Raw genomic sequence first — 26,851 nt, forward strand, 5'->3', positions numbered from 1 at the left:
ACGGTGACTACGTGATGTCAAAGTCATCTTGGAAACTGAAGCATAGTCTCCTGCTGATCGTCGCGACCATCACCGCAGGCTATGCTGCTGTAAAAGTCTGCGATTATTGGAAGGCGGAAGCACCGTATCGGGAGATCAAGTCGCGGCAACAGCACGTAGCGGCGATTCAGCGACGGCTTTGGGCAGCTCGGGCGAGACTGCAATCCGATGGTGCGGTAATACCTTATAACAAGGCCTGTTTGCCATTCGAATACACCGACCTCTCAGGTTGGAAACCAACTCGCTACTCGATTTCTGAACTGTCCGCATTTCAAGAGCTCCCCGAAACGCCAGGCGTTACACCATCCCTGAAAATCCGATTGGGGTCGGCCGTAGATTCTGAAATCATCCCGATTCTGTGCGAATTACATCATCTTGAGAAACTTGACATCAACGGCGCAAAGCTGGCGGACTCGGAGATTGACGCGGTCCTCGCATCGCATCCCAGCTGCCGCCTAGAAACGTTTAACGTTCCAGATTATTAATGAGGCGGGGTGGCAGGAAGGTTACGTTATTTTGGCCTTGTATCTGTTCTTGGTGTCGTTGTATCCCAGAAGCGATCAAAAATCTCTTCTTTTTCATGACGAAGCAAGTTTTTTGCTTCGACTCCGTCTTCATCAAAAAAACTTGCCTCGTCAAACTCGAATTGGCCTCGCCTGAAATCTCCTGACCACCACAAAGCACCAGATGGACGGTACCCTCTCGCAGCGCCTACTCTTGTTTGGGCTGGCGGCACGACATTGAACTCCATTTTGACGATGCCGTTCGGATAAAAATGCCGACACGGCCCCTCTACTAACCCATCTTGCTTGCGATGTGATATTTCAGTGCCAACCCCGTTCTCTTGGTTAAACATCAAGACCTTTTCAGCAAAGGACCATTTGGCGAGCGGATTATCGCGACGGTAGATTTCCAGGCTCCAGGCTGTAAATTCACTCGACTCAGCCTGAAGATATCGAACCTTCGCATTGTCTGACTTACCGGCATATTCGCAGTAAACAGCATTCGTTATACGTGACTGTGAGCCATCGATTATTCTCCATTGCTGATCAAAACATTGAATCGTCGTGGGAAATACAAAGTCTATTCCATTGTGGCTAGTCACTTTTCGCGCTCCCGCGATTGGAGCAGGCGTATTCTTATCGCAGGAACACGAAAGGACTGAAAGTACTGCAAAGAAACAGATGGTCCTCATCGAAACCCTTTCTTGAAAGCTCATCCGATAGGCTTTCGTGTTATTTGGCCTGTGCCACCCCGCCGTATAAACTAATGCAAACGCCCCGAAATCGTTACGCAACAGCGGCTTAGAGTTAAGCTCGTGCCATTCACCTCCGTGCCCTTTTCTTCCTTTTCTTCGTTAGTCAGCAACGGAGGTAATGCTGGCGTAAAGCACGTGCTGTTTGGGACATGCCAAACGCCAGCCTGTACTTCCGCTTCCGTCGCCATTGTCGACCACCCACTTTGTCTTTGTAACGTCTCGGGCAACGTAGTCAGCATTGCACTCTTCGCAATGAACGCTGGTGAAGCGATCATAAACGTGATCACCCATTGCATTTGCAAATGTTGCCGCAATGGATTCGGGGCAGTAGTGGTCAGTGTCAGTGATCTCCGAAAGTGCTTCAAGTTCAGCGAGCGCTCGACTCAGGGACTCTCGCTCGTTCTTATGTCCCGGCCCAACGATGTACTTTTCGTCGGCCTTATCGTACGCAGCGATTCGGTTGTGGTATATGCGTCTGACGAGTGCCAAATCGAACGCGAACACCGCCGGTGAAATATCGAACGATGGATCATGGTGTGACCGATGGGTCGGCGGAGTCTTGTAGAGGATGTCAGCCACGGCTTAGAGCCTATCCGGAAACTGATATTTCTTGAAACCTCGATTTTCGTAAGACTTTACCGCTTCAACAATCAGTGGAGCATGCGATGTCCGACGAAGGCCGAAAACGATACCCGAGTGATTTAACCGACCAGCAGTGGGAGTTGATTGAAGGTTTGATCCCGCGTTCGCGACGAAGCAAAAAAGGAGGCCGCCCGCGCTCGGTCGACATGCGTGAAGTCATGAATACGATCCTCTATCAATGCCGCTCAGGCTGCCAGTGGGATATGCTGCCGCATGACCTGCTTCCGAAGAGCACGGTCTACGATTACTTCGCCGCCTGGCGCGATAATGGCGTACTGCAGCGGATCAATGAGACGCTTGTCGGCGCGATCCGTCAATTGGAAGCTCCGAGCCAAGAGATCGATCCCAGCGCCGCCAGCATCGACAGTCAAAGCGTGAAAACGAGCGAGCGTTCCGCGACACGTGGATACGATGGCGGCAAGAAAATCACCGGGCGCAAGCGAAATATCGCGGTAGATACATTGGGGTTGCTGCTGGCCGTCGTGGTGACAATCGCGTCGATGGATGATGCCTGCGCCGCGCGTCCCGTGATGAAACAGCTCTCGCAAGTGAAGCAGCCTCGATTGGAAATAGTGTGGGCCGATTCGAAGTATCATAATCATGGTCTCCGCTCTTGGCTCTCGCACCAAAAGAACATTCGCTGGGAGCTGGAAATCGTTCGTCGGCCGGTAGGAGCCAAAGGCTTCGTGCTATTACCAAAACGCTGGGTCGTCGAACGCACTTTCAGTTGGTTGGGGCGCTGGCGACGCTTGAGTCGCGACTACGAACACCACGCCGAATCAAGCGAAGCGATGGTCCAAGTCGCGTCGATCGGACGCATGCTACGAAGGCTCGCCCCAACAGGCGGCCAACCTCCGTTCAAATATCGACTTACAGCGTAAACGTGTTTCCGGATAGGCTCTTAGCCAAATAACGTTACGCATCAGCGGGGACGGGCGAAAGACATGCAAGCATACCGAAACGCCGACCACCCGTCCTCCGTTGCATGCGATGGTTACCCGCCATTCTGAATGACGGTGTTTGTTGCTGGTGCCGGGACTGCAGCAGGAGGTCGCCCTCGCGGTATAGAACTCACGGTCGGGAGCGAGAATCCATACATGATCGCGCACAGTCCAAGCAATGTAAACAGTTCGGTGACTGTCAGTTGCCGCGAGTTGATCGGTCGCAGTGATGATATGGACATGCGAGACAAAGCGAACCAAACGCATCCAATGCCACCCGTGGCAAACGCGGCGCCTGCAAGTCCGTAGTATTTGTATGCAGCCAACTCGGATGCGATCGCGGCCGTCAGGACCAAGCACGCACCAATCGATATGTGAAATGTGTCGCGATCATCCCGCGGCGTGGTCATGCTGATTTCAGTCGGGTAACGAAGGCGGTAACTGGGCCGCCGCCAAAAAACTATGATTTCAAAACCCGCGTCATCGGCGGCTCCCGTTCACCGCTTGGTTAGCACGCATATGGATCGGGTGGCAGGCTGCCATTTGCTTCCGCTTCCGAAACCGGAATATCCGTGAGTGGCTCAAGTGACGGAATTCGCAGTCGCTGAACAACGTCGGCTTTGTAAGTCATAAATGACAGTACATTGTCTTTGATGCCCCATCGTTCGTCAATCTTCGCAAACTGTGGCGGCCATCTATCACCAATGCGATATACGAACGTCCCATGTTTTTCGCTGTAGATCAGGAACGCAACGTCGTCGTGGATCCATTCAATCATGCCAACGTCACAGCCGAAGAATGGATTGTATGATTCAATATCCACAGAAGACGATTTGCCGTTGACATCGACGAAGTGAATCTTGATCGTGATATCGACCATCGACGACCACCAACGTTTTTTTGCCCGCCGGGTGCCATGGCCACGGCTTTGCGTGGCCATGAATACGGCCAGCAATCGCCAAGGTATTTCAAACCGCCCGACATCTCTTACCAGCCGCCGGGCCTTTGCCCCAATTTCTGACGAACCATGCTTGGCGATGTTTCAGCGGGGGACAAAAAAAAACGCGGCTAACGCCGGGAGGCTGATGTGCGCCAGGATCCATTTTCGCCTTTAGTTCCCGCGAAAGTAGCGTCCGACTGGCGTGATGCTCTTTCAGTACAGACGCCTTAACCGCATGCCGAAATCAACGGGCAACTAAGCAATCGTCCATAATGCTCGCAGTCGAGACCATTTCTACATCCTAACTCTTGGAAGCGGTCGGGATTAAACTTTAATTGCACACCCATTCATGGCCACGCAAGGCCGTGGCCATGGCACCCGCGCTTTGTCTTCGCCTGGGCTCGATCCTTCTGGGCAAAACGGCCGGAGCTACCGGTAAGCTGAAGAGAGGATGATGGAATGGGATAAAGAACTTTCCGTCGGACGATTCAACCGAGCAAGAGTAAGATCCCAAGAATCAGGGCGATTCCCCAGGCCAGACAGTGTACCCATGCGAAATATGGCGACGACGACTCAAGGCGAGAGACTTGCCAGTCGGAAATCCATACGCCGGTCATCAGGCTAACAAACGCAGTTGGCGCCAATAGAAAATACAACTCTTCCGGGACGAAAAGCCGCGCCGTCAAGATTACGCTAAGTGAAATCGCGACAGGGACCAATATGCACCGAACGAAAGGCCGGCGTTGGTCGCTTAATGATTGCGACCTGTTCGGGGACTCAAACGGGTTGTCTGGCATATCGCATCAATTGGGGAAGAAAAGGACGTAGGTCTTCTTCAGTTTTACCGGTCCCAGGATCCTGATATTCTAATAGAGGTCTACCCGTCAGGTTCACTCGTTTCGCAGGAAAACGGCGGGGTGGCGCAGTCAGAGACTCGTTTCGCGTGCCACTGCCCACAGCCAGTGTCTTCTCTTTCTTCCTCCTGCGTTGCAGAGGAAGAAGGCTCAAGACTTCTATTTCATTTTTGAACCGGCTGCACGGTTATCTTATCGTCTTGCGCATCGATATGCAGGGAAAGTTTGACCGCGACATTTTCCAAACTGGGGAAAGGTCATGGCTTCAATCGTAGGGGGCGATGGATGGCCGGCTGCGCCCGGCTGCTGCTGTCGATGAAGTTAGAACGATAGTCGACCAGGGAGAGGTCCGCGACCCAAAGTCGCTGGGCGTTCTGCGGTGAATCCGTTGGGGAATCTGGCTCGGACGCTACTTTCGGCGGAGCGAAAGGGGACAGTTGTCCGCTTCGGGCCTATGGTCGCTTGACTAAAATTGCACCTTGACAAGTTCTTAGTGTTTCGTTATTATTTATTCACACATTCCAGCACGCCGTACGCCCTGCTGGTTTCAGTTTGGCGGCGTCTTGTCGTGGAAGGTCGGCAACTTCGGGGGAGGTTGCCGGGTTGGTTTGCTGCGCGGGGATGGGGGTTTTGGGGGATCTTCAATTCAGTGGGAAAAACGGTCCAGTCCGGACTGGTGATTCCGTTTCGAAATCGGGTGTTACGCTCCGAGCGGCGTGGTGGGCATGTGGGGGTTAGTGGAGCGGCGCGTGACGTGACCATGCCAGTGCTTGCTCTTAAGCCTAAGTATTCCACCCATTTGAGGTGGTTCGCCAGATGAATCGGGCAGAATTGAATTGCGATCCGATCGTCGGGCAGACGTGCCTGTTAAACTCTCCCGACCCCCCCATGTTGGCTGCTGCGGGGGCGGTGAAAAAAAAGTTGCTGCCGAGTCCACTCTGTCAGACGGCGGTGAAGTGTGGTCCCGCCGGCGAACGGGGCAATGGCGTTCGCACGCTGGAGCCGATCTGAAAATGGTCAGCGGGGCGGCATTTCTAGACAAGCCAGGCAGTGGTGCCTTAGATATGGGGGCAAATGCAAAAAAAGTAACGCGGCCCAGTCCACAGCCCACAGTTGACTGTCACTTGTCCACAGGCCGGTCACTCTGAAAAAAAAACGACGCGGAGTCCGGTCTGGTGTCTGGTCCAATCGGGGAGGCAATGACTAATGTCGAATGACCAATGTCTAACTCAGGGAGAATCTCTAGCGACGATGTGCGGTATCCGTGATTCGTCATTTATATGCAACCGCATTTCCTTTGCTCGCGCGTGGAATTGGCCACGCAAAAAAAATCGTTGTTGTCCGGTCCAGTTGAGCGGTTAGATGGCTAAGTATCCACTTCCGACATTCAACAGGAGGATTTCCGGAATCCACATTTCGAATAAGGCTGAGCGCTGACTGGAATACGTCGCAAGCTGGGATGACGGATTGCTTTTCCCCCATTGGGGGCCCTTGGGGCTATTAGGGGGAAAAAGCCGCAAATAGAGGCCTGTTCTTGGCGAACTGCTGTTTTCTGTTCATAATGAGTAGCTATCGCATCGTTTTGCATTCTTGGTGACCGCCCTCGACCACACCTCTAGCGCGTTGCCGCGGATGATCGCGACAGGGCTCGAATTGAGTCTATCCCGCCTGTAACGCTTCGTAGGGAGTTTGAGAAATAACTACGTCAAAAACCCAAATTGGCATGCTGACGATTGTGATTGTCGTCGCACTTCGCTTGGTAATCGGTTGGCACTTCTTTATGGAAGGGTCGAAGAAGATCAAGTCAGGCGATTTTTCGTCGGCTGGATTCCTGCGGAATGCCAAAGGCCCGTTTGCCGACTATTTTCGCAACCTCAGTCCTGATCCGGACGGCAAATTGCGTTTGGATCGAGATCGGGTCGCGCAATACTGGAACTTCTACCGCGACCAAGCGGACCAACAATTTGGCCTGGATGAAGCCGGCAAGAAGAAGACAGATCGCACGTACAAGATCTACGTGAACCGACTTGATTCGTACATGGCCGAAAAACGGGATGAGTTGGACGAATATTTCCTCGAAGTCGACCGTCTTGCCACGGCTCGCTCAAAACCGGCAAGTAGCGGTTTGCAGTACGAACAAGAGCGTCTTGCCAAGAAAGATAGTGAACTGTTCGGTAAAATGAACGGTTGGACCAAAGATGTGAAAAAAATGCAGGATGAATACGTTGAGGATTTGAATCGGATTGGTCGCACCGCCGGAGCGACCTCCACGTTTTCGGTCCCCAATCCGAACCAGATGCCGATTGATGTCGTAGTAACTTATGTCGTTTTCGGCAGCGGCGTTCTGCTCATCCTGGGATTGTTCACCCGGATCGCCGCGTTAGCGGCCGCCGGTTTCCTGTTGCAAGTGATGGTCGCTCAGTGGCCTGGCGCTGTGGGCGCCGAACCGGTGTATTACCAATCGGTTGAATTCGTATCCCTCCTACTTTTGGCCGCAATTGGCGCTGGTCGATTCGCCGGTCTTGATTTCATCCTCGGCGCGATGTTCCGCCGGTGTTGCGCTCCAACCACATCTCCCACCGAAGGGAACTAAATATGAATCTGAAGCCAGACGCCAAAAAGGCGGGTAAAGAAAATTTCAACGAAGCGGTCGGTGTGAATCGACGCGAGTTCCTGCAAGGCGTTGTCGCGGCAGGCGCTGTCTCAGGCGCCGGTCTGGGGGCGATGTACTTTAACTACAACAAAGTCGAAAACCCAGTTCGCATCGGCGTGATCGGCACCGGCGACGAAGGGGGCGTACTGATTGGCGCGCTCAACCCTGACTATGTGCAGGTTGTCGCGATCTCGGACATTCGCCCTTACAACATTCATCGCGCCTTCCACGGCGATCATTCTAGCGACGCCGCTTACTCGGCCCGTCGCGGGCTGATGAACGTCTACGGTTGGAAAACCGAAGAAGAAGCACGTCAGCAAGTGAAAGTTTATGAAGACTATCACGATCTGCTGGCCGATGATTCGATCGAAGGGATCATCTGTGCGACCCCGCTGTTTTTGCATCATCCGGTGGTGATGGACTCGCTGAAGTCAGGCAAGCATGTGCTGACCGAAAAGCTGATGGCCCATAACATCACGCAGTGCAAGCAAATGGGGCGCGCCGCCCGAGAAGCCGACCTGCATTTGGCGACCGGTCACCAACGTCACTACAGCGTGCTGTATGACAACGCGGTCAACCTGCTGCAATGGGGATTGCTGGGCGAAATCCATCACATTCGCGCCCAGTGGCATCGCGGCAACTTGCCAGGCGCCGATAGCTGGAGCCAACCGTTGCCAGGCGGTGAAGTTGACGCCCATGGCAAACTGGTCGACACGATCCTGGACGGCATGAAGAAGTACGAGAAGGCCCATGCCAACGGCAAAGAGGGAGATCCGGCGACGCTGGCCAAGAACTGGGCGATGTACGAGCAGTTCAAAGCGTGGAACGAAGATCGCAATATCAAGCCTGAGAACTACGGTTTTCAAGAGTTTGAACTGGCCGATGGTCGCAAGATCTCGGCGATGGAAGAACTATGCCGTTGGCGCTTGTGGGATCGTACCGGCGGCGGCTTGATGGCCGAGCTAGGTAGTCACCAGTTGGACGCGGCGTCGATCTTTATCAGCGCGATGCGGAAGGAAAGCGATGGCAAGAAGGTTCATCCGCTGACGGTTCACGCGACCGGCGGACGTCAGACCTTCCCGTACGATCGTGATGCCGATGATCACGTTTACTGCACATTTGAGTTTCCGGGCCAGGGTTACGATCCGAAGTTTGACGTCGGCTATTATGATCGGTTCCGCAACTATCCCGAGCGTGACGCCAAAGGCGCGCACATCGGAGGCGTTCCGTCTTACGAGCAAGACCCGAACAAAAAGGTCGTGGTCACCTATTCTTCGATCAACGGTAACGGCTACGGCGGTTACGGCGAAGTGGTGATGGGAACCAAGGGAACGCTGATTCTGGAGACCGAGAAAGACATCATGCTGTTGAAAAACGGCTCGTCGTCCAACATTAAGGTCAAAGAAGGGAAAGATGGCCCCACGATGGACACCCAAGCAAGCGGTGCTCCGACGCAAGCGGCCAACATCGCCAGCGCGGCGACATCAGGCCCGGTCAGCCGTGGTTATACCGAAGAGATTGAGCACTGGGCTTATTGCATTCGGAACCCTGCCCCGGAAAACAAGCCGAAGTGTCATCCGGAAGTTGCGATGGGAGACGCCGTGATCGCGTTGACCGCACGCTTGGCGATCCAACGATCGAACCAGGGCAAAGGAGGCTATGTCCAGTTCAAGCCGGAATGGTTTGACTTGGACAGCGACGCGACGCCGGAACAAGATTTGGCCTAGTTCGCGCTGCTGTGCCGCAAATGGGAATCCTTTGACCGTAGCCTTGCCGGCTGCGGTCATTTTTTTGCACTGGACGTGAGTAACGCGTTGCTAAAGTGCTATCAGAGGCTTAAATTGCGTACTAACACGAAGTTAAGCGATCAGTCAACGATTGGCTGACGCAGTGATTTGAGGCTTTCCAATTTGAAGGAGTTGCAACGTGGCAAAATGGCCCTTAGGCGTCTTCGCCAGTCTTGATGCAGGACTTGGCGTACAGTTGCCGGTCGCCGAAGCTTTAGGGGTGCCGACGATTCAGTTGCATGCTCCTTCCAAAGAATCGCGCACTTCGGAGAACGCGGCCAAATTTCTGGCGAATCTCGCCGCGATGGACATCACCCTGACTTGCGTCTTTGGCGGGTTTGAAGGAGAGAGTTACGCCGACATCCCGACCACCAAAGAGACAGTCGGCCTGGTGCCGCCGGCCACCCGGGCCGAGCGACTGGCCGAGATGAAAGAGATCAGCAACTTTGCCCGCGTACTGGACTGCGACGTGATCGGCTTGCATGTCGGTTTCATTCCACACGACCAAGCAGATCCGATGTATGCCGAAGTGGTCGCCGTGACGCAAGAACTGTGTGATCACTGCCAAGCCAACGAGCAGGCGCTGCATTTGGAAACAGGCCAAGAGTCGGCCGAAGGTTTGCTAGGCTTTATCGCCGCCGTCGATCGATCCAACTTGCGCGTCAACTTTGATCCGGCCAACATGATCCTGTACGGGACCGGCAATCCGATCGAAGCGCTAAAGCTGGTCGGCAAACATGTCGGCAGCGTCCACTGCAAAGATGCAAAGTGGTCGGATCAGCCCGGCGTAACCTGGGGTGTTGAAACTCCGCTGGGCGCCGGCGACGTTGGCATGGAAGAGTTTTTGCGTACGGTCAAAGAGATCGGCTACACCGGGCCGCTGACGATCGAACGTGAGATTCCGCAAGAGCCAGAGCGCCAAAAGGCCGAGATCGGCGCCGCGGTCGAACTGCTTACCGCGCTTCGGACGAAGATCGGCTAACCCGCTTTTTGGTCGAATCTTTGGATGCTGGGGGAGGCCTCAGCATCCAGAGTACGATCAACAGCGGGATCGCGACCAGCGCCGCTTTCTTCCAGACCGAAGAAGCGATCGCCGTCACGATCGCGACCAGGATGATCGACAGCGACAGCCAGATCGGCAGTTTGACGATCTCGGGATAGGCGAGCCACAACATGGCAAAGACGCCGCCTACCTTGATCAGCGCCCCTTGGAAGTGCTCTAGAGACGTTCCCTTGGCTTCGACCAGAAACAGGCCGGCGCCGATCAGGCAACAGACGATGGCGACGATGCCGATTTTGGTTCGAGAATTCACGATGAGGATTGTCTGACGCTATGCGTTAGCGCAATGGGGCGAAGGGAAGTTGTCGCACAAGGTCAAAGCAACTGCTGGGGTCAGATTCGATCCAGCGAGTCCAGCCAACGCCCGATCGCGGTCCGATCCTCTTCGGTCAGCTTGTCCGCTTCGCTTTTTGTACTGCGATGGACGACGGGGAACTTCATCTTGGCGAGCGCTTCGTCCAGCTTCTTGAACTGCGCCGATTGTGGCGACTTGTCGTCATACAGCGTAAAGATCGCAAGACGATGCAGCGGGTCATTGTCAGGAGGTTGCACTCCGCGAGGCACGGGAGCAGACAGGGTCGCCACGCCGGCAATCGCTTCACGGTTCTCAAAGGCGACCATGTAAGCCATCGCGCCTCCGCTGCGAACGCCCACCACCGCTGTACGATTAGGGGCGATGTTGTATTTGCCGGCGAGCTGCTCGATGCATTTACGAACGACCCCGGTTTCGGACGGGGTCCAGCGTTCTTTGGAGGCCGGTGAGATCGACAGCAGGATCGTCCCAGTCTGTTCGCACAGCTCTTTCCAAGCGTCGATGGTCGCTTGCTTCTCGACTTTGCCGGGCTCTTGCAGCAGAACGAGCAAGCTGTAGCGGCGATCGGCATGGTAGTCGCTGGGGATCCAGGCAAACGCCGCATTCGGCTCTTCGGCCAATCGAGCTTCGACTTCGCCGGTCTGCGGCGGTTGAGCCGGCTGCTCTACGGCTTGGGTCCAAGCCGCTGACAATTGTGTGGGGATGTTGGTCGGCAAAGTCGCGAGCTTAATATCGACCTGCTTTTCTTCTTCGCCTCGCTTGTAGACCAGTTGGATCGATGTCTCTGGTTCAAGTGCTGAGATCTGCGTACGCAGTTCGTCGGCAGTGGTGGCCAGTTTGTCATTGACCCGCATGATCACATCGCCGGCGGCTAGCCCAGCAGCGGCGGCTGGGCTGTCGACCAGCACATCACGGACGACGACGCCGTCGGCGTCGCGAAGCGGCAAGATCCCCAAAAACGGATGAGCATATGGAACCAATACAGCGGCCAAAGTCGCTTTGACGTCGACCGATTGTTCGCCGCGTTGCACTGTCAAAGCAACCTCGTCGCCGGCGTAGAGGGGTTCGAGCTGATGTTTCAACTGAGCGTGGTTGATGATTTTGTGGCCTTGAACGGCGGTGATGACATCGCCGGCGAGGATGCCTGACTCTTGGGCCGGCGAGTTATAACGGACCGCGCCGATCTCAGGACGATCGGCCATGATGTCGTTCCCCTTCAGGCTGATCCCCAGCAAACCTTGCCGGAGGTCTTCGCCCTGAGTCAGCTTCTCCAAGCGAGGCAGCAGCTCGGTGACCGGAACAGCGAAGCCGATGCCTGAGTCATACCAGTCGGCGCCAGCTTGAGGGCCGGTCGCTTGCGGTGATAGTGAGGTGATGACACCGATGACGCGACCTTCGATGTCGATCAGAGCGCCGCCGTAGTTGTTGGGCGAGATCTTGGCGTCTGATTGCACCGCTTTGCCCCAGACGCGTTGAAGCGCACTGAGCACGCCGACCGAAGCGTTCGGCTCGACCGGCGAAAACGACTTGCCAACGGCGATGGTCCATTGGCCGACACGCAACTGGTCGCGGCTCACAAAGGTGGGGACTGGTAGCGGCTCTTCGGCGTTCACTTTTAGCAGCACTAGGTTGCGGCTATGGTCGGAGGAGACAATCTTGGCCGAGATTCGTTTGCCGCTGGGCAACGACGCCAAAATCGAGGTCGGCTCATGGACAAAGTTGTAGCTGCTAGAAAGTAGGTAGCCGTCGGCCGAAACAACCAACGCGCTACAGGGACCGCCGCCTGCGATTTGATCGCCAACTTTCTCCAGTCCGCCGACGGTCTCGATCTGGATGACCGACGGCGCAACGATTTCGACGGCGTCGCGCAGCGCTTGCTGTTCAAGCGTATTGAGATCGTCCGCTCCTCTGCAGACCGCTGAGAGGGATGCGAAAAAACCGAGGGCGATCGCCAGCGATGCGAGTGTGAGTTTCTTATTCATTAAGCACAACTTCGATAAGTTCATCGCCGCGAAGCAGCGTCAGACGGACGGGATCGTCCCGATCGATAAAGGTTAGCTCTTCCCGCAGTTCTCGTTGCGAAGAAATCAGCCGCCTTTCGACAAACATCACCAGGTCATTGGGAAGCAAACCGGCGGTTGCGGCCGGCGTTTCTGGAGCAACACGTTCGACAAATGGGGGCGTCTTCGGCAGCACATCGGGCAACAAAATCAGGCCCAGCTGCGCCAGGGTGACCGGCTGTGTGGGGCGATTTTGATTTTCGTCCCGCGACCGAGGGCGAAACCGTCCGCTCAGGATATCTTCGACCGAGGTCTGTAGTTCACGGATCGGTATCGAGTAGTTCAGCCAGACGTTGTTGGATGCGTTGCGAATCTCTTTTCCTAGCACGCCGGCGATCTGGCCTTGCTGATCGGTCAATGCTCCGCCAGCAGCGCCGGGGTTGTTGGTCATCGCGTCAACCACGTAGACGGGACCTTTGTAGCGAACTTCGGCGGCGCTGCGTCGTCCTTGCAAGTCGGTAATCGCGGTGATGTAGCCATGCAGCACGCTCGCTGGTTCATCGCCGGTAGCGATGCCGTACAGGTTGCTGAAGGTCAGCACGCGCTGGCCTGAGGTTAACTCGACCGACTCGTCTAGGTTAAAGTACGGCAAGTCGTCGGCGTCCACTTTCAAGACAGCGACTTCTAGTTCGGGATCGGCGCCGACAAGTTCGGCCGTAAAGCGGCGCCCATCGTTGGCCACAATCGTGATCACGCTGGAGTCGAGGACGTAGCTCCAGACCGTCAGGATGTGACCTTCCGGAGAAATTACGAACCCGCTCTGGTACGATTCCAAACCCTTTAAGCCGCCTGCGCCAAAGATCTTCACAATGCGAGGCTGCACGCCGCGAATCGTCTTCGCAAGCGAAGACTCGGCCGATGCGGTCGTAGTCAGCAAGCCAAGCGAAAGGATCACGGCGAATACCAATGCGCTACGGTTCATGCGGCATCCTTGGGTTCGGACGACGACACGGTCCATTTCAGACCATGCAGAATATTGTAAATCTGATCGCCGCGGCGAATGATGATTTTGGTTGGCAATCGAACCCCTGCAAACTCATCGTATTCCTGGAATCGTAACTCGCAGGGATCCGAGTCTGCTTCTGGAAACATTTCCATCGCGATCAGGTCGCCTGACTTCGGCTCGAAGTAAAAGCGGGTTTCGATCGCATCATATAGTCCGACCAATACGTCAAAGCGTTCGGTGATCGAATCGAGCGGAGCAGTCCCCAGGTAAGAGACTTCGCCAAATTTTTCGGGGCCTTGCTGCTGCAGACGTTGCCAGGCATGTAGCGCCAGCAGCAGTCCGCCGCTGCCGGCCGGCTCTAGTTTAGCGGTCAGATCTCCTTCGATCGCGATCATCGAGTCACGACCAGCGACGCTTGCAGTCACCTGCTGGGGCGTTAGTTCGATTGTGGCGGAGTCGCCATCGGCAAGTTGACCGGTGACTTTCCAGACATCCGCCGAAGTCTCTTCGCCCCGCTTCCAAGCTTGCCAGATTCGGTCGCGTTGCGCTAGGTTAAAGTGATAGTTGGCGTAGCCGGGCCGAGCTTCAAACAGCTTTTGCAGGGCCTCCGAAACCGGTTTGGCTTCTTCTTCGTGGTGATCTTCGGGTTGCGATCCATCGGGGCTCGGCGGAGCGACCGACTTTTGGATTTTCGCCAGCAGCTCTTCCCGCGAGTGAACCCCTGCCAAGCGGACGACGATGTCATGTCGCTCGCCGTTGCGGAAGAAGCCGACCGGAACGCGCCAGCCGCGTGGATAGATGCCGAGCGCGTTTTTGAAACCATTGACTGTGGTGACCGGCTTTGACCCAAACGAAACGAGCTCGTCGCCGTAACGAAGCCCGCGACGGTAGGCGTCGGAAGTATCCAAGATGTTGGTGATGATCACTTCCCCTTCCGAATCGGTCGAGACCGTCGCGCCCAGCGTCGCATGGTCGACAACCCGGCCGCTTTTCAGGTAACCGAGAAAGTTCATCACTTGGTTCATCGAAATCGCGTAGCCAACCCCCACATTGACGCGTCCCCGTTTTTCGATCGAGATTCGACCATTGATGCCGATTACTTGGCCATCGCGATTGAAGAGGGGGCCGCCTGAGTTGCCAGGATTGATCGAAGCGTCGGTTTGAATGCAATCGGTATATTCGATCAACGTCCCGCTCGGATACTGATACCGACCAACGCCGGAGACCATGCCCCAAGTGACGGTGGGCTGCATGTCGGTCGCCAGCAAAAATGGGTTGCCGATGGCGAAGCACCAATCTCCGACTTCCACTTTGTCGCTATCGCCGATCTCGGCGGCCGGAAAGTCGTCGCGACCTTGCAACTTGATCAGCGCGACGTCACCCACGGGATCGATGCCGACGATCACGGCGTCATACATCACGCCGTCCGACAGGCTGCACTTCATGAAAGATCCGGCTGGATCAGCGACATGATAGTTGGTGATTGCGTAACCATCGGGAGAGATCAAGACTCCGCTCCCGCCGCCGGCGGCCCCTGCAAAGACGCACACCGCCGAGCGGGTCGCTTTTTCGACCGCCGCAATTCGGGCGTTTTCGGCGTCCAGCACTTCCTGCGGAGGCGCAGCTTGAAGTAGAGCCGACATTCCCCAGAAGGTGGCGGCGAAACAGAGCGTGTAGCAGGCGATCGTACGCATTATTTAATCAGCCGTGGTTGGCACAAATAAACGCGGTCTCCCAAATCGCCGTTGCCGGCGAAATCCACAACAACTTTCAGGCGTCGAGCGCCCCGAACGTCGCCATGAATATCAAGAGACGATTGATTTTCGTCGAGCACTTGATCGATTAGGACCGTCTTGTCGGCCGTAATCGTCAGCTTCAATGGGCCGCTCGCCCCTTCCGGCAAACCGGCGAAGGCATGAAATTGGCGCACATCTTCGGGAAGCAGGTAGGACAATTCGGTACGCGCATGAAGCGCGATTCCGCTGTTGAAAGATTTTGACTGACCGCCGATGCTTAATTCAAGCGGCTGAGCGGCCGAGCCGGTTCTAACATCGGGGGCGTAAATCAGCGAAAGTTGGTCTCGCGGCAGATTCGACGGGATAAAGCTCGCCCATGCGTCTTGGTCCGGCGAAAGATCGGTCAACGGGATAATGTTGCCGGCGGCGAAATCAATCCCCTGAACCGCCGAAATGGCGATGACAAACTTGCCTCCCGAGACCGACTCGACTTGCAACTGCTCTCCTTCCAGCATCAGCTTGCTGGCGAAGATGACTCCGCCATCGTGCAGTTCTAGCTTGCACAGCGGGGGCGCCAGCTTGCGATTGTTGCGTTGATAAAACAAGAGCCCGGCAAGTTTGTTGAGCGGGATTTTGGCTTCCAGATCATCCAGTTGGATCGCAGCCTTGTTGTCGATGATGGATTGAACAATCGCTTCTTGAAACGACAGATCATCGTCGCGACGAATGACGACCGCGTCTCCGAGGATTTTTTCCTCTAGCAGTTGATCCCAGCGTTTGTCCAACGCGCGCTGATCACCATCAAACCGCAGCATGCGCAGCGCGGCGGCCGGAACTTCAAACAGGTCAAAGCTTTCATCAGTGACGAGGAACTTGCGGTTTTCAAGAACGAAGTTCTTCACGTCCAGACGAGAGCCGTCGGCCAATTGCAGCAGCGCACTGCCTGCGACGGGGGGAGTTTCTTCACCGGGGAAATCAACCTGCATCAGCGAATCGTACGGAAACTTCTCGTCGCCGACGCTGGTGCGCAGACCGATTTCACTCGCCGAGAGTTGACGCAGTTCTCCCTGCATGGTCCGGCCGTCCAACGTTTCGACATCAACGGTAATTGCTGTCGACAACGTGGCTACGGCAAGCATGATGAGCGGAATGCAGTTCACTTCGACTCCTCTTCACGCGCTAACTTGCGGAAGTATTCTTCGATGACGCGGCGATAGTGGGACGGAAATTCATTGGAAATGTGCTGTAGCGCCGCTTGGCGTTCTTTGGGCGGCAGGTTGCCCCAATTGTCGCCGGGGTTCATCTTCTTGGGATCGACGTTGCCGGGGCCGGATCCGCCGGCAGGCATCGACTCATTCAGGGGACTGGTAGGTTGCGTATTGTTGCCCCCCTGCTGCCCTCCCTGCGATTGTTGCTGTTGTTGTTGCTGCATTTGCTTTTCAAGATCTTCGATCATCTTGTCGAGCTTGGCGACCACGTCGTCTTCTTGCGTACGGACTTTTTTGCCGGCCCGCCCAAGGTCTAATCGTCTTTCGATATCGCGCATCAGACGCGCGATTTCGTCCAGCGAATCGGTCTCCAGCGGTTGGATGTCGGCCAGCATTAACTTGGCCACCGTCAAATACCGTGGAGCGATCTGTTCTTGGTTCGAGAGCAATGTCCCCAACGTCGCGACGCAATCTTCTTTCTTCAATAAGTAATGTTCGCAAACGGCCCGATGGAACAGCAGCGCCGACGGATCAGCCACCTCGGCGACCGGCAGATCCTTTAATTGTTGATACGCTTCGTCCAGCATCCGCTGCTCGGCCAGCCAGCGGCCATATTGGAAGCGTAGGTTATCACGCATCCACTTGGGAAACGGTTTCGACTCGTCGGCCAGCCAAGGAAATTCTGGCAACTCGGGTTCGGCGCCGGTTCCCAGCGTTGTGACCGCTAATTCTCGCGCGTCGGCGTCAATTACCGTAGCGGTCTCCAGGATGCGGATTCCCAACTCGGCAGGCGTGTCGCTGGGGGGCTCTTCTGGCCAAAGCTGCGAGACGGCGGTCATATGCGCTTCAGGAGCATCTGACTCGGTGAGCCAGTCGATCAGTTTTTGCCGGATCGTCGGATATTCTGGATTGTGCCAATCGGCCTGCTTTTTTAAAGCATCCTGGGCGCTGGCCGCCGAGAGGGTCGCCAAACTTAGCACGATCGAAAGCATTAGACGCGGCGTCATTGGTTTTTCCCCAAAACGTTGTCCTGCGTGATTTGGTAGACGCGTTGTTGCCGCTGGGCGAGTTCGCGCAGCGCGTCGAGCACTTCCTCGCTCGTCGCCTGACCCACTTCATCATCGAGATCGCGTAGCAGTTTTGAATACCGGTCAGTCCGCTGGTTAATGCGGACTTGCATCGATTTGATTAGTTTCAGCTCTTGGATCTTGTTGACCAATGCTTCGTCTTGCGGGCCCTGCTGTTGTTGTTGCTGCTGCTGTTGTTGCTGTTGGCGTTCTTCCTGATCTTTTTGGGCCTGCTTGAGCGATTCTAGCAATTCTTCCAACGCGTCAATGACGTCCTGTTCCAAAGTCAACGTCAACGGATCGACTTTGGATTGGCTCAATCGGTCAGCGATATTCTGCATGTCGTCGCGCAGCTGCTGTAGTGCTTCAGGGAAAGCGACCGACGAGCCTTCTTCTTGCAGCAGGGTTAACGCTTTGTCCGCTTCCAGCACGATTTGCTTTTCAGCGAAGGCCAGTTTGCCAGCTTGAATGTCCTCGGCGGCGCCGCGCTGCGGTTCGGGAACCTGCGACAAACGCTCTGAATCCTCGTAGACCTTCAATTGCATCTCCAACATTTTGGAGAACCGGGCTTCGAGTCTGGCCAGCACGCGTTCGATTTCTTCTTCGCGCAACTGACGCAACACTTCTTCCAGTTCGGCGAGCGCTTTGGCCAATTCGCGTTCAGCCTCTTTTTGCTCTTCGATCGCTTCCTCGGTCTTTTTCTCGTCGAGGTTTTTCTTGGCTTCTTCCATGCGTCGCTGCGCTTCTTCAACTCGCTGGCGAGCCGGGAAGTCAGGCTGTTGCTGTTGTTGGTCTTGTTGTTGCTGGTCGCCGGGTTGGGACTCGCCTTGTTGGGGTTGGCCGGGTTGTGGCTTGCCCTGCTGTGGTTGACCCGGTTTGGGTTCGCCTTCGCTCGGCTTCGGTTCGCCTTCGCTCGGTTCACCGGGCTTTTGTTCACCGGGCTTTTGTTCGCCCGGCATCGGCTCCCCTGGCTTCGATTCTTCGCCTGGTTTTTTCTCGCTAGGCTCTTCTTCGCCTGGCTTTTTCATTTCGCCCTCATCGCCGGGCTTGTCTTCCTGGGGCTTTTCTTCGCCTGGTTTTGAGTCCCCTGATTTCGACTCACCGGGTTGGGATTCACCCGGCTTCGATTCGGAACCTTCTGAAGGTTTCGAGTCCCCTTCGCTCGGCTTCGATTCACCCTCTTTACTCGGTTTTTCACCGGAGGGATTTTTGTCTCCCTCTTTTTCTTCGCCGGACGAATTCTCGGCCGATTCTGGCTCTTCGTTTTCTTTCATCTGCTGCGCAAGTTTCGCGGCGTCTTGCGACAGTTGGTCTTGTCCTTCTGAAAGTCGCTGAGAATCTTCACCCCCTTCGGCGCGACCTTGGAGGCTGCGCTGACGGTTGAGAAGCTTGCGTGTCTCTTTGATGTATTCGCGGATGCGTTCTTGTTCTGACTTCAATTCATCGTCGCGATTTTCACTTTGCAGCAATTGCAGCAAGTTGTTGAGGTCTTTGGAGACATCTTTTTGACCATCGACGGCTCGCTTCAATTTGCCATCGCCCAGAATCGCGGTAATCGACTCGAGCTGCGAGCGAATCAGCTTGTCTTTGCTGGAATGAGCCGCTTCACGCAGCAGTTTTGCCCTCTCTGGATTCTCGATCTCGTCGATCTCGGCCATCTTGATCATCAGATCTTCGAGCCGCGAGAAACCTGCGGCTAGGCGCCCTTGGCGTTCGGAGAGCGCGGCCTCAGGTTTGGCGGCGTCGGCAGGTTCGCCGGCGTCCTGAGCTTGCAGGCCAGCGGCAAGGGCTAGAAAGACGGTGACCGCAGACGCCGTAAGCGACAAATTGCGTACATAGAACATCGGTCGGTCCTTCCAGGGCGGTGTTGCTCGCCGTTACTCCAGTTTAAGCGGATTGTCTTATTCCGACGACTCTAAATTGAATAGATCGCGGAATAGCCGCTTTTGCTCAGTTTCGGTATCTTTTTGCAGTTCTTCTTGTAACTGGATGATTTCGCGGATTTGATCGATCAGTTCGTTGAAGGTCTCTAGGTCGAGCATCTTATCCAGGACTTGCTGCATTGCTAGGATAATCTCGTCCGTTTTGGCGATCGCCACACCAACCGAATCCACCGATTGGGTGGGTTCGCCTAACGAGGCCTCTAGCTGCTGGATGGCGGTTCGCAACTCGGGCTGCAGGCGATCGGCGATTTGGTGAATCGGGGCGATCACGTCATTTTCGAGACGTTCCTTCCGTTTCTCGGTATCGACGCGATTGTTGATGATCTCTTGGCGAATCTCCTCGAACCCGACGGCGACCCCCCGCAGTTCTTCTTCCGCTTTACGGCTGGCCTGGGGAGTTCGCTGTACGCGGAGCAGCTGTAACTCGATCGCCTGTTTGAGCTTGGCGACCGGATCGGCTGCGGCTTCTCCTTCCAAATCACCCGAGGAAAACGAACTGGGCCCGGTCGCGATTCTTTTGGCGTCTAGCTGCACGCGGACAAATTCTTCGCGCAGTTGCTGGGTCTCTTGCAAGATTTGTTCAAAACGGCGGCGCAGTCCCAACTCGCGGGCTTCTAGCAGCGATAGCAGTTTGCTGGGAGTGACCACGTCCAAAGGATATCGCGTGCTGGCGCCGATGTTGGGACCACCGGTGAGGTCATGGAGGTCGCTCGCTTTAAAGGTGAGCGAAATTTGATCACCAGCAACCAGCTGCGGCGCCCCGGTTGTTTCTTTGAGATCGAGGACATAACTGACTTCGCCCTGGGGATTGGGCTCGATCGCAAAGGGGGTGATATCGCCGTCACCCGGTTGAACGTCAAGCCAAGCGTCTTTGGTTTCGTAATCATCGGCGACCGTACCCAGCAGCGGGATTCGCGCTTCGGGAGTAATCGCCGTGCCGATGCCGGAGAGTTGCAAGTTGACGTTGGGGGCTTGGTCAGCGACGGCCGCGATCTGCACGCGGAAAGGAGCTTCGCTATAGATCCCGTCACTATCGATCAGCGTGAGCTCTAGCGACAAGTCGTCAGTCAGCGGGGGAAAATCAAGCTCGAATTGATTGACCGGCTCGGCCAGCGTCATTTCGCTTTCAGTTTGCTCGCGCAAGTTCGCGATCTCGACGCGGACGATTGGCTTGTTCGTTTTCGCGAGCAGCTTATATTGCGAGCCGACAGGAAGTTCAGAAGAAGAAGTGAGCTCTGAGACGCGCGGCAGCAGATTGGTGTATTGCGGCGGAGCGGCGTCAACATGCATCGAGAGCACCGCCGGACTGTCGACCGCTTCGATCCGCAAACCTCGGAGCCGATGGTCGTAGCCGATCACATCAAACGCGATGGACGACAAAATGCTTTTCAGCGGTTTGCGCTGGAAAATGTAGCGTTGATAGTCGTTGCGAGCGGCGCCAACGCGCTGCATCGCAACACTGCCGCGAGCCCCATCTTCTGTCTCGTAAACGATCGTGCAGTAGGTCGGGACGACTGGGGCGTCGGCTTCGGCACGCACCAACAGTTTGGGCGACGAACCACGCGCGACGGTCGCGACCCCATTTTTGAACGGGATGACTTCAACCACATCGGCGGCGGTCGTTCCATCGCTGGCGCCGGAAGGTCGGCTGACTTCGACGCCGAGCACTTCAATTCGCGCCAAGCGGGGCCAAGCTTCGTCCGAGAGCCAATAGAGTCGGCGGCCCCAAATCTGAAACGAGTCGAATGAGATGACGGCGAACGCGCCAATGCTAATCAACAAGGCGAACGCCAACGTAATGTTGCGAGTCAGCGGCCAGGGATTAAAGATCTCGTTGAGCTTGACCTTGTGGCTATTCTCGACCGCTTGGCGAACCGCTTGGCGGATCATCCCTTCGCGAAATGCGACGTCAGTCAGCTCTTCTTCGACAGGGCGTTCGACGGCGGTCAGCAGGCTCTCGTGGAATGCTGGATATCGGCGTTCGATCAAGATCGCCATGCTGGTGTCGGACATTCGTGTCAGCAAACGAACCAAGACCCAGCGATAAAAAATGTAAGCGCTAACACCGTAAATTGCGACCAAACAGACTATCCGCGCCGCGCGTGGCATCTCGCTGGCGCCAAAGGTGACCGGCAGATAGTCGACCGCCAGACCAACCCAAAAGGTAACGGCCAGCCAAACGACCAGCAGCGCAAGACCTTCGAGCAACACGTAGAGCCGAATCCGCCGGCGCAGCGAACCAAGCAGCTCGCGCAGATCGGCGGGGATATCGGGTTTCGGTTTGGGAGTCGCCATGTTCGACTGCTCTTCAGGTTACGCTAATTTCAACAACCGCCGCGTGAGCCATTCGAGGGCGAGTACCCCGCAAATCAGGCCAAGCAGCCAAGTCCGCAACAGCCGGTCGAACTTGCGATCAACCAAATCGGGCAATGCGGTGTACATATCTTGCGCCGGCAAGGTGGCCGGCAGGTAAACTGCCGGCAGTGGCGATTTGCCGAGCGCGGCGTCCATCCCTACATAGTAGACGCCGCCGGTCCCCTCGGCGATTTGTCGCATCGCGACATCGTCTCGCTCGGGGTGCTCAATTTCTTTGTCAGGCAGTCGGACGCGGATGTCGCGCGTCAGCAGTGAATCCTCACCGCCGCCTGACAATTGCAATTCGATGTGGTAGTCCCCTTCGATCAGCGGGGTAAACTGGCCATGGTATTGGCCTTTCCCCCCCTGCTCGGCTTGGGTCAACGTTAGCTCATCACGACGTCCATCAGGGCGACTAACCAGCGCTTTGACCAGCGGTTCGGTCAGCGGCTCATGCTTCGCGTCTGTTAAGTGCGCACGAACTTCGACCGTTTCGCCCACCAGCAGTCGGTCTTTGTTGGTTAACAATACGCCGCGGCTAGAGTCACGCAGCAAACGACCTTGCGAAACGTAGCGGATCAGCTTGGTGTAAAACTGTTCGAAGTAGCCTTCGTGCAAAGCGCGTATGCGCCACATTTCGGAACTAGCCATAAAGAAGACGCGACCGGCGCCATAAAACTGGGTCGCCATATAAATTGGCGGATCATCGCCGAGCGCGGCATCGGGATCGTTGTAGCGAGCCAAGATCGACGCGCCTTCTTTTTTGTCTCGCACGGCGTAATAGCCGTAGACCCCGGGAAACTCTTCCCAGCGAGCGGCGCTGCCGGCGCCATCGTTGCCGAGCCATAGGAAGGATTGCGACTGACCTTCGTTGGTAAAGACCAGCGGCCAGGCTTTTTCTGAGCCAAAACGGTCCAGGCCAATCGAGGTGCCCCGGCTATGGAACGTAACTGGGTACAACTGCTTAACGATGTCGATCACTGGATCGCCGCGTCGTTGACTGGCCCACTCGGCCGTATAGACCGGACCGGTAGTGACGATCAACCCGCCTGCTTTTTCGGCGACCCAACGTTCCAGCAGTTCGGCTTGTTCGAGCGTCAGTTGCGACCAATCAGGATCAAACGCGACGATGCAGTCGTAGTTTTCAAACAGGTCCGCCGCGCTTTTCGGAAAACTAAACAGCAGTTGGTCGGACTCTTGTGAGATGCCAGGCTTGCCGCTTTGCAGATAAACGTGCAGCTCGACATCTTTGTCGCGAAAGAGCTGATTGCGTAAAAATCGAAAATCGCGAGAAGGTCCGCCGGCCATCAGCAGCACGCGGTTTTTCCGTTGGACGACTTGGACTTTGACATCTTTTTGATCGTCGCTGGTGTCTTGATCGGAACCTGCCGGCGACAAGATTCGCAGCTGATAGGTCCGCTCACCCAGCGAGTCAGGCGTTACGTCAAATGTAGTTGCGATCACCGCGCCATCGGCGCCCAATTGAATGCGGCGAGCTTCCCCTTCAAGCGACTCTTCGCGGAACTTGCCGTCCGAGTCGGTCACGCCGGAAGCGAGCTGCACGTTGATGAAGTCGGTCTTCGACGCGAAGGCCTGGAGGTAGCCAGTGATTTGGAACGCGTCATTGGGGAAGACGCGCGCTGGAGCTTCAAGATCGACAACCCGCAGGTTGATCGGGCGCTCGGCAGGACCCAGCCCAATCGGAAAGACAGGAGTCTCAGAATCAGCGGCGATCTGAATTGCTTCGCGAATTTCGAGCCCGCCGTTATTTACACCGTCCGAGAGCAACAGAATGCCGGCGATCGGGCGCCCTCGCTCTTGCTGAACCACTTGGGCGATCGCATCGCCGATTCGGGTCTCAATCCCGCGGGGCTTGATCTTGTCTAGCCAATCGATGTCGGCGTAGGTCGGCTCGGCTGCTTTTTCTTCGGCTTCGGTTTGAGCGGGCTGGGGTTGTGCGGTGGTTTGGATCGTCAGATCCCCTTGAGCAAGCTGCCGCAGGCTGAGCTCGGGAGCTCGTAAGTTGGCGGTCGCCGCCAGCGATGCGCCAACCACCAACGAGAAGGCGCCGATCATCGACCAAGCCGCTGCTGTATCTCGCCAGGTGGGGGTGGTGCGGCGGATAACGAATGCGACCAAGTAGGCGATTAAGCTGATCGCCAGCACGCCAAAGCTGATTAGCAGCAACAGCCGAGCCGAGCGGAAGCGAGCATCCATCTCGGCCGAATCTTCCCGTTCAGCGGCGCTATCGGTCTGTGGGCGTCGGAAGACGGCCAGTTCGGTTGGTTGGGCCGTTTGGTCGAATTGATAGACCAGCACGTCATGCGACTTCCGCAGTTGCTCTAGCAGTTCTCCTTGCGAGAACTTGTTGACGATCTGCTCATAACGCGGCGCCGATCCCCCTTCGATACTGTTGGGGAGCGCCATGCTTTGGCTGGTGTCGACCAGGACGACCACGCGTGAATTTTCGTGCAGCTCGCTCTCGGTTTTCTTTTCTAGGTTGAAAAAGAAGAGGAGCAGTCCGGCTAGTGCGGTCAAACGCAGACCGGTCAATGTCCAGCGGACCGGCCACGATTGCTCGCGCGTATCACGGCGATAGAGCCAGCCGACGAAGGTGATCATCGCGACGACCAATGCGACCAGCAAAGCCCAGTGGCTCCACTGCGTCATTTCGGCCAGACGCGAAAATTCGTAGGTTGTATGTGTTGTCGCCGCGTCAGTTTGTGCTAGTAACAAGTTCATCGGACGGCTCCCATCACGGGAGGATGGTAGCTCGTCAAGTAAGCCAGCAACTGTTCCACGACCAGTAACCCCAACAGAGCGTAGAGCAGGTAATCTTGCCAGGCAAAGCCTTCGCTGGCGTTCCAACTGTAATCAACCGATTCGACGGTGTGATAGGTGAAGACGACCGGTGCGAGCGCCGCTTTCAATTCATTTTGGTCGGTCGTTGTCAGATCCCCTTCGAGCGGATCGACATTCAGCGCGAAGCGTCGCAGATTGGGAAGCCCGTCGCTTTGGGTAAGCCAAATGTCGTAGACGCCAGACTGGCCGGTGAGCGAATCGCCGGTGATGCTGTTGATACCGGCGTAATCGAGCTTGAGCAGCGGGCGCCCTTCTTCTTTGATCAGGATGGCGCGATCTCGTTTGACGGTCGGCATCCGATCGGCGCCGGGAGCAAACACCAGAGCGTCATTACGGAAGCTTGAAGCGTCGACCTCTAAACGAATCGGTGCGCCTACCAAGCGTTCGGTCGATTGCCGCGTACCCGAGGCCAAATAAGCTTGCAACTCTAGCGCGGTGACAATAAAGCCCGGCGTGATCGACCAGTTATTCCAGTCTGGGGTCAAGCTGGTTAAGAACGTGACGACGCTGCCGTCTCCGACTGCTTGCTCAACGATGAGCGGTCGGCCATCGCGCAGCTTGCCGAGCACGGCGCCGTTGTCGCTGGGCTTCCAGGTCGCGTCGAGATCGTAGTACTCGTAGAATTTCAGGTCGTTGCGGAACCGATTTTTCTCGCCGCGGAAGACGGAAAAGATCGGATGATCCGACGGCACGAAATCGACCGTCTCTTCGCCGGGGATCGGTGGCGAAAGTTGCTTTTTGCCGATCACGGCCGCCGGCAGCAAGCCCCCAGCATGCAGCGAATTCAAAGCGTCAACCGTTGTGCCGGGACCGGCGAAGATCGCGACTCCACGCCCGCTGGCCGCATATTGGTTTAGCTTTTCGATCGCGTTGCCGTCAAAGCGGGGGATATCGAACAGGTAAATCGCGTCGAAGCCTTGCAAGGTTTCTAATGAAGTGTCCCGGAGATATTGCGGACCGACGACCAACGGTTGAATTCCGGTGTTCACCGCTTCGCCGGGCTGAAAGACGGCGTTCATAAAGTAGGCGTTGCGTTGATTCAGATCGCCGTCAACCAGCAGCACGGGGATGCTGGGCGGAGCATTCAAAATTTGAAAGCGACGATTATCGGCCGCCACCGCGTCGTCCGGCAATTGAGCGACGGCGGCATGTTGTCCGGCGGTTGGAAAGAAGATCTGAGCGCGCCGCGTCACTTCTTCGCCTGGCGGGATTTCTTCAAAGTAAACGGTCGGTTCTGAGTGGGGCGTCCCCAGCCCTTCGCCGGCGCTGCTGAACTTGCGATCGGCGCCGTCGTCATGGTAGGTCTGCAGTTTGACCTGCACGCCGGTCGCCGCTTTGTCGCTATAATTGCGAACGGTCACTTCCAAAAAAGTTGGCACTCCGGCGGCGAGCGTGGCCGACTCTGGCGTCAGTCGCGTAATCCCCAGATTGATTGGATTGCGGCGTGAGCAATTGACCAGATGGATCTCGGCCGTTCGGCCAGCGAGCTCTTGCAGACGTTGTTTTACGTCTTGCGATTCCGACCAATCGCGACGGCGGAAGTCTCCCACCAAGTAGACCAGGGCATTTTCGTTCTCTACGTTGTCTGTGATAAAGCGATTGACGGCCGCGATCGCGGCGGCGGGGCCAATGGACAATTCGGACGTATCTACTTGTCGCAGCGCAGCTTCCAGCGAATCTCGGAACGTCGAATCGACATCGTCGCCGCTTATATCAACCCGTGCGACGGCGCCATCTCCGCCGCCGGCTCGTGAGGTGCGTAGCAAGGTCAGGCGTTGAGGAGTTCGTTTATCGGCCGCCGCGGCTGAAATTTGTTGGATCACTTCACGACCTCGATCCATCACTTCAACGCCGCCGGTGCGGTCCGACATTGACAGACTATCGTCCAAGATCACGTAGTGATGCGTTCCACCGCCGCCGAACAACGAGGACCATTGATCCGAGGTTGTCAGCCCAGCCATGATCGCGACCAACAACGCGACGGCCGCCATACGAGCGAGCAGCAGCAACAATTGCTTGAACCAGACCGAGCGCTGGTTACGCTTTTGGCTTTCCAGCAAAAACTGCATCGCGGCCCATTGGACGCGACGTCGTCGCATCATGTTGATCAGGTGGATCAACACGGGAACGAGCAGGAGCAAAAAGCCCCATGTCAGTGCTGGATGGACAAACTGCATAGCGAAAGCA

18 protein-coding genes are annotated in these 26,851 nt (G+C 56.1%); 5 read left to right on the plus strand and 13 right to left on the minus strand.

Annotation, left to right across the window (positions count from 1 at the left end):
- Positions 1-14 precede the first annotated feature (14 nt).
- The gene (locus tag SH421x_RS12055; RefSeq protein ID WP_488855894.1) at positions 15-524 is read left to right on the plus strand and encodes a hypothetical protein; all 510 of its coding nucleotides are present in this window, start codon (positions 15-17) and stop codon (positions 522-524) included.
- Positions 525-550: 26 nt separating this feature from the next.
- On the opposite strand, the gene SH421x_RS12060 is transcribed toward SH421x_RS12055, so the two are convergent.
- Together SH421x_RS12060 and SH421x_RS12065 are read right to left on the minus strand one after the other, a co-directional pair.
- Positions 551-1,144 (minus strand): toxin-antitoxin system YwqK family antitoxin, encoded by a 594-nt coding sequence (locus SH421x_RS12060; protein ID WP_488855895.1) that lies wholly within the window; start codon positions 1,142-1,144, stop codon positions 551-553.
- Between the two features lie 252 nt (positions 1,145-1,396).
- Positions 1,397-1,876 carry a hypothetical protein gene (locus SH421x_RS12065; protein ID WP_488855896.1) on the minus strand — a complete coding sequence of 160 codons (480 nt, stop codon included), beginning with the start codon at positions 1,874-1,876 and terminating at the stop codon, positions 1,397-1,399.
- Between the two features lie 86 nt (positions 1,877-1,962).
- Between SH421x_RS12065 and SH421x_RS12070 the strand changes: the two genes are divergently transcribed.
- Positions 1,963-2,820 carry an IS5 family transposase gene (locus SH421x_RS12070; RefSeq protein WP_488855897.1) on the plus strand — a complete coding sequence of 286 codons (858 nt, stop codon included), beginning with the start codon at positions 1,963-1,965 and terminating at the stop codon, positions 2,818-2,820.
- 568 nt (positions 2,821-3,388) lie between these two features.
- Here SH421x_RS12070 and SH421x_RS12075 read toward each other — a convergent pair.
- A complete protein-coding gene (locus SH421x_RS12075; RefSeq protein ID WP_488855898.1) occupies positions 3,389-3,820 on the minus strand; it encodes a hypothetical protein in 432 nt (143 codons plus the stop codon).
- A 2,577-nt stretch (positions 3,821-6,397) separates the two neighbouring features.
- On the opposite strand from SH421x_RS12075, the gene SH421x_RS12080 reads away from it, so the two are divergent.
- The 3 genes from SH421x_RS12080 (at position 6,398) to SH421x_RS12090 (ending at position 10,096) form a co-directional block, all read left to right on the plus strand.
- Positions 6,398-7,267 carry a DoxX family membrane protein gene (locus tag SH421x_RS12080; protein WP_488855899.1) on the plus strand — a complete coding sequence of 290 codons (870 nt, stop codon included), beginning with the start codon at positions 6,398-6,400 and terminating at the stop codon, positions 7,265-7,267.
- A 2-nt stretch (positions 7,268-7,269) separates the two neighbouring features.
- Positions 7,270-9,054, plus strand: coding sequence for a Gfo/Idh/MocA family protein (locus SH421x_RS12085; protein ID WP_488855900.1), 1,785 nt, complete (start codon positions 7,270-7,272; stop codon positions 9,052-9,054).
- A gap of 199 nt (positions 9,055-9,253) precedes the next feature.
- Positions 9,254-10,096 carry a sugar phosphate isomerase/epimerase family protein gene (locus tag SH421x_RS12090; RefSeq protein WP_488855901.1) on the plus strand — a complete coding sequence of 281 codons (843 nt, stop codon included), beginning with the start codon at positions 9,254-9,256 and terminating at the stop codon, positions 10,094-10,096.
- Here the strand turns inward: SH421x_RS12090 and SH421x_RS12095 are convergent.
- The 10 genes from SH421x_RS12095 to SH421x_RS12140 all read right to left on the minus strand — a co-directional run bounded on the left by SH421x_RS12095 (position 10,068) and on the right by SH421x_RS12140 (position 26,841).
- Complete coding sequence (locus SH421x_RS12095; protein WP_488855903.1) at positions 10,068-10,427, minus strand: hypothetical protein; 360 nt, start codon at positions 10,425-10,427, stop codon at positions 10,068-10,070. The two genes, SH421x_RS12090 and SH421x_RS12095, sit on opposite strands and share 29 nt — an antisense overlap.
- Positions 10,428-10,507: 80 nt before the next feature.
- Positions 10,508-12,469, minus strand: a complete 1,962-nt coding sequence (locus SH421x_RS12100) for a PDZ domain-containing protein (RefSeq protein ID WP_488855904.1) — start codon at positions 12,467-12,469, stop codon at positions 10,508-10,510.
- Complete coding sequence (locus SH421x_RS12105; protein ID WP_488855905.1) at positions 12,462-13,469, minus strand: S1C family serine protease; 1,008 nt, start codon at positions 13,467-13,469, stop codon at positions 12,462-12,464. Before SH421x_RS12105 ends, SH421x_RS12100 begins: the two co-directional genes overlap by 8 nt.
- Positions 13,466-15,136: a S1C family serine protease gene (locus SH421x_RS12110; RefSeq protein WP_488856430.1), complete on the minus strand. Its 1,671-nt coding sequence runs from the start codon at positions 15,134-15,136 to the stop codon at positions 13,466-13,468. The genes SH421x_RS12105 and SH421x_RS12110 overlap by 4 nt, the downstream gene beginning before the upstream one ends.
- A 50-nt stretch (positions 15,137-15,186) precedes the next feature.
- Entirely contained in the window at positions 15,187-16,389 is a 1,203-nt protein-coding gene (locus SH421x_RS12115; protein ID WP_488855907.1) for an NPCBM/NEW2 domain-containing protein, read from the minus strand.
- Positions 16,386-17,444, minus strand: a complete 1,059-nt coding sequence (locus SH421x_RS12120) for a hypothetical protein (RefSeq protein ID WP_488855908.1) — start codon at positions 17,442-17,444, stop codon at positions 16,386-16,388. The genes SH421x_RS12115 and SH421x_RS12120 overlap by 4 nt, the downstream gene beginning before the upstream one ends.
- Positions 17,441-19,348, minus strand: coding sequence for a hypothetical protein (locus SH421x_RS12125; RefSeq protein WP_488855909.1), 1,908 nt, complete (start codon positions 19,346-19,348; stop codon positions 17,441-17,443). The genes SH421x_RS12120 and SH421x_RS12125 overlap by 4 nt, the downstream gene beginning before the upstream one ends.
- Before the next feature lie 57 nt (positions 19,349-19,405).
- Positions 19,406-21,742: a hypothetical protein gene (locus SH421x_RS12130; protein ID WP_488855910.1), complete on the minus strand. Its 2,337-nt coding sequence runs from the start codon at positions 21,740-21,742 to the stop codon at positions 19,406-19,408.
- A gap of 18 nt (positions 21,743-21,760) precedes the next feature.
- Positions 21,761-24,544: a hypothetical protein gene (locus SH421x_RS12135; protein ID WP_488855911.1), complete on the minus strand. Its 2,784-nt coding sequence runs from the start codon at positions 24,542-24,544 to the stop codon at positions 21,761-21,763.
- Positions 24,541-26,841: a BatA domain-containing protein gene (locus SH421x_RS12140; protein WP_488855912.1), complete on the minus strand. Its 2,301-nt coding sequence runs from the start codon at positions 26,839-26,841 to the stop codon at positions 24,541-24,543. The genes SH421x_RS12135 and SH421x_RS12140 overlap by 4 nt, the downstream gene beginning before the upstream one ends.
- Between the last annotated feature and the right edge of the window lie 10 nt (positions 26,842-26,851).

The sequence above is a fragment of the Blastopirellula sp. SH421 genome (genome assembly GCF_057808535.1).

What these genes read in the sequence shown, in the direction of transcription:
- SH421x_RS12055 (WP_488855894.1), top strand. Translation starts at nt 15, where the DNA reads ATGTCAAAGTCATCTTGGAAACTGAAGCATAGTCTCCTGCTGATCGTC.
- SH421x_RS12070 (WP_488855897.1), top strand. Translation starts at nt 1,963, where the DNA reads ATGTCCGACGAAGGCCGAAAACGATACCCGAGTGATTTAACCGACCAG.
- SH421x_RS12075 (WP_488855898.1), bottom strand. Translation starts at nt 3,820, where the DNA reads ATGGCCACGCAAAGCCGTGGCCATGGCACCCGGCGGGCAAAAAAACGT.
- SH421x_RS12080 (WP_488855899.1), top strand. Translation starts at nt 6,398, where the DNA reads ATGCTGACGATTGTGATTGTCGTCGCACTTCGCTTGGTAATCGGTTGG.
- SH421x_RS12085 (WP_488855900.1), top strand. Translation starts at nt 7,270, where the DNA reads ATGAATCTGAAGCCAGACGCCAAAAAGGCGGGTAAAGAAAATTTCAAC.
- SH421x_RS12100 (WP_488855904.1), bottom strand. Translation starts at nt 12,469, where the DNA reads ATGAATAAGAAACTCACACTCGCATCGCTGGCGATCGCCCTCGGTTTT.
- SH421x_RS12105 (WP_488855905.1), bottom strand. Translation starts at nt 13,469, where the DNA reads ATGAACCGTAGCGCATTGGTATTCGCCGTGATCCTTTCGCTTGGCTTG.
- SH421x_RS12110 (WP_488856430.1), bottom strand. Translation starts at nt 15,136, where the DNA reads ATGTCGGCTCTACTTCAAGCTGCGCCTCCGCAGGAAGTGCTGGACGCC.
- SH421x_RS12120 (WP_488855908.1), bottom strand. Translation starts at nt 17,444, where the DNA reads ATGACGCCGCGTCTAATGCTTTCGATCGTGCTAAGTTTGGCGACCCTC.
- SH421x_RS12125 (WP_488855909.1), bottom strand. Translation starts at nt 19,348, where the DNA reads ATGTTCTATGTACGCAATTTGTCGCTTACGGCGTCTGCGGTCACCGTC.
- SH421x_RS12130 (WP_488855910.1), bottom strand. Translation starts at nt 21,742, where the DNA reads ATGGCGACTCCCAAACCGAAACCCGATATCCCCGCCGATCTGCGCGAG.
- SH421x_RS12135 (WP_488855911.1), bottom strand. Translation starts at nt 24,544, where the DNA reads ATGAACTTGTTACTAGCACAAACTGACGCGGCGACAACACATACAACC.
- SH421x_RS12140 (WP_488855912.1), bottom strand. Translation starts at nt 26,841, where the DNA reads ATGCAGTTTGTCCATCCAGCACTGACATGGGGCTTTTTGCTCCTGCTC.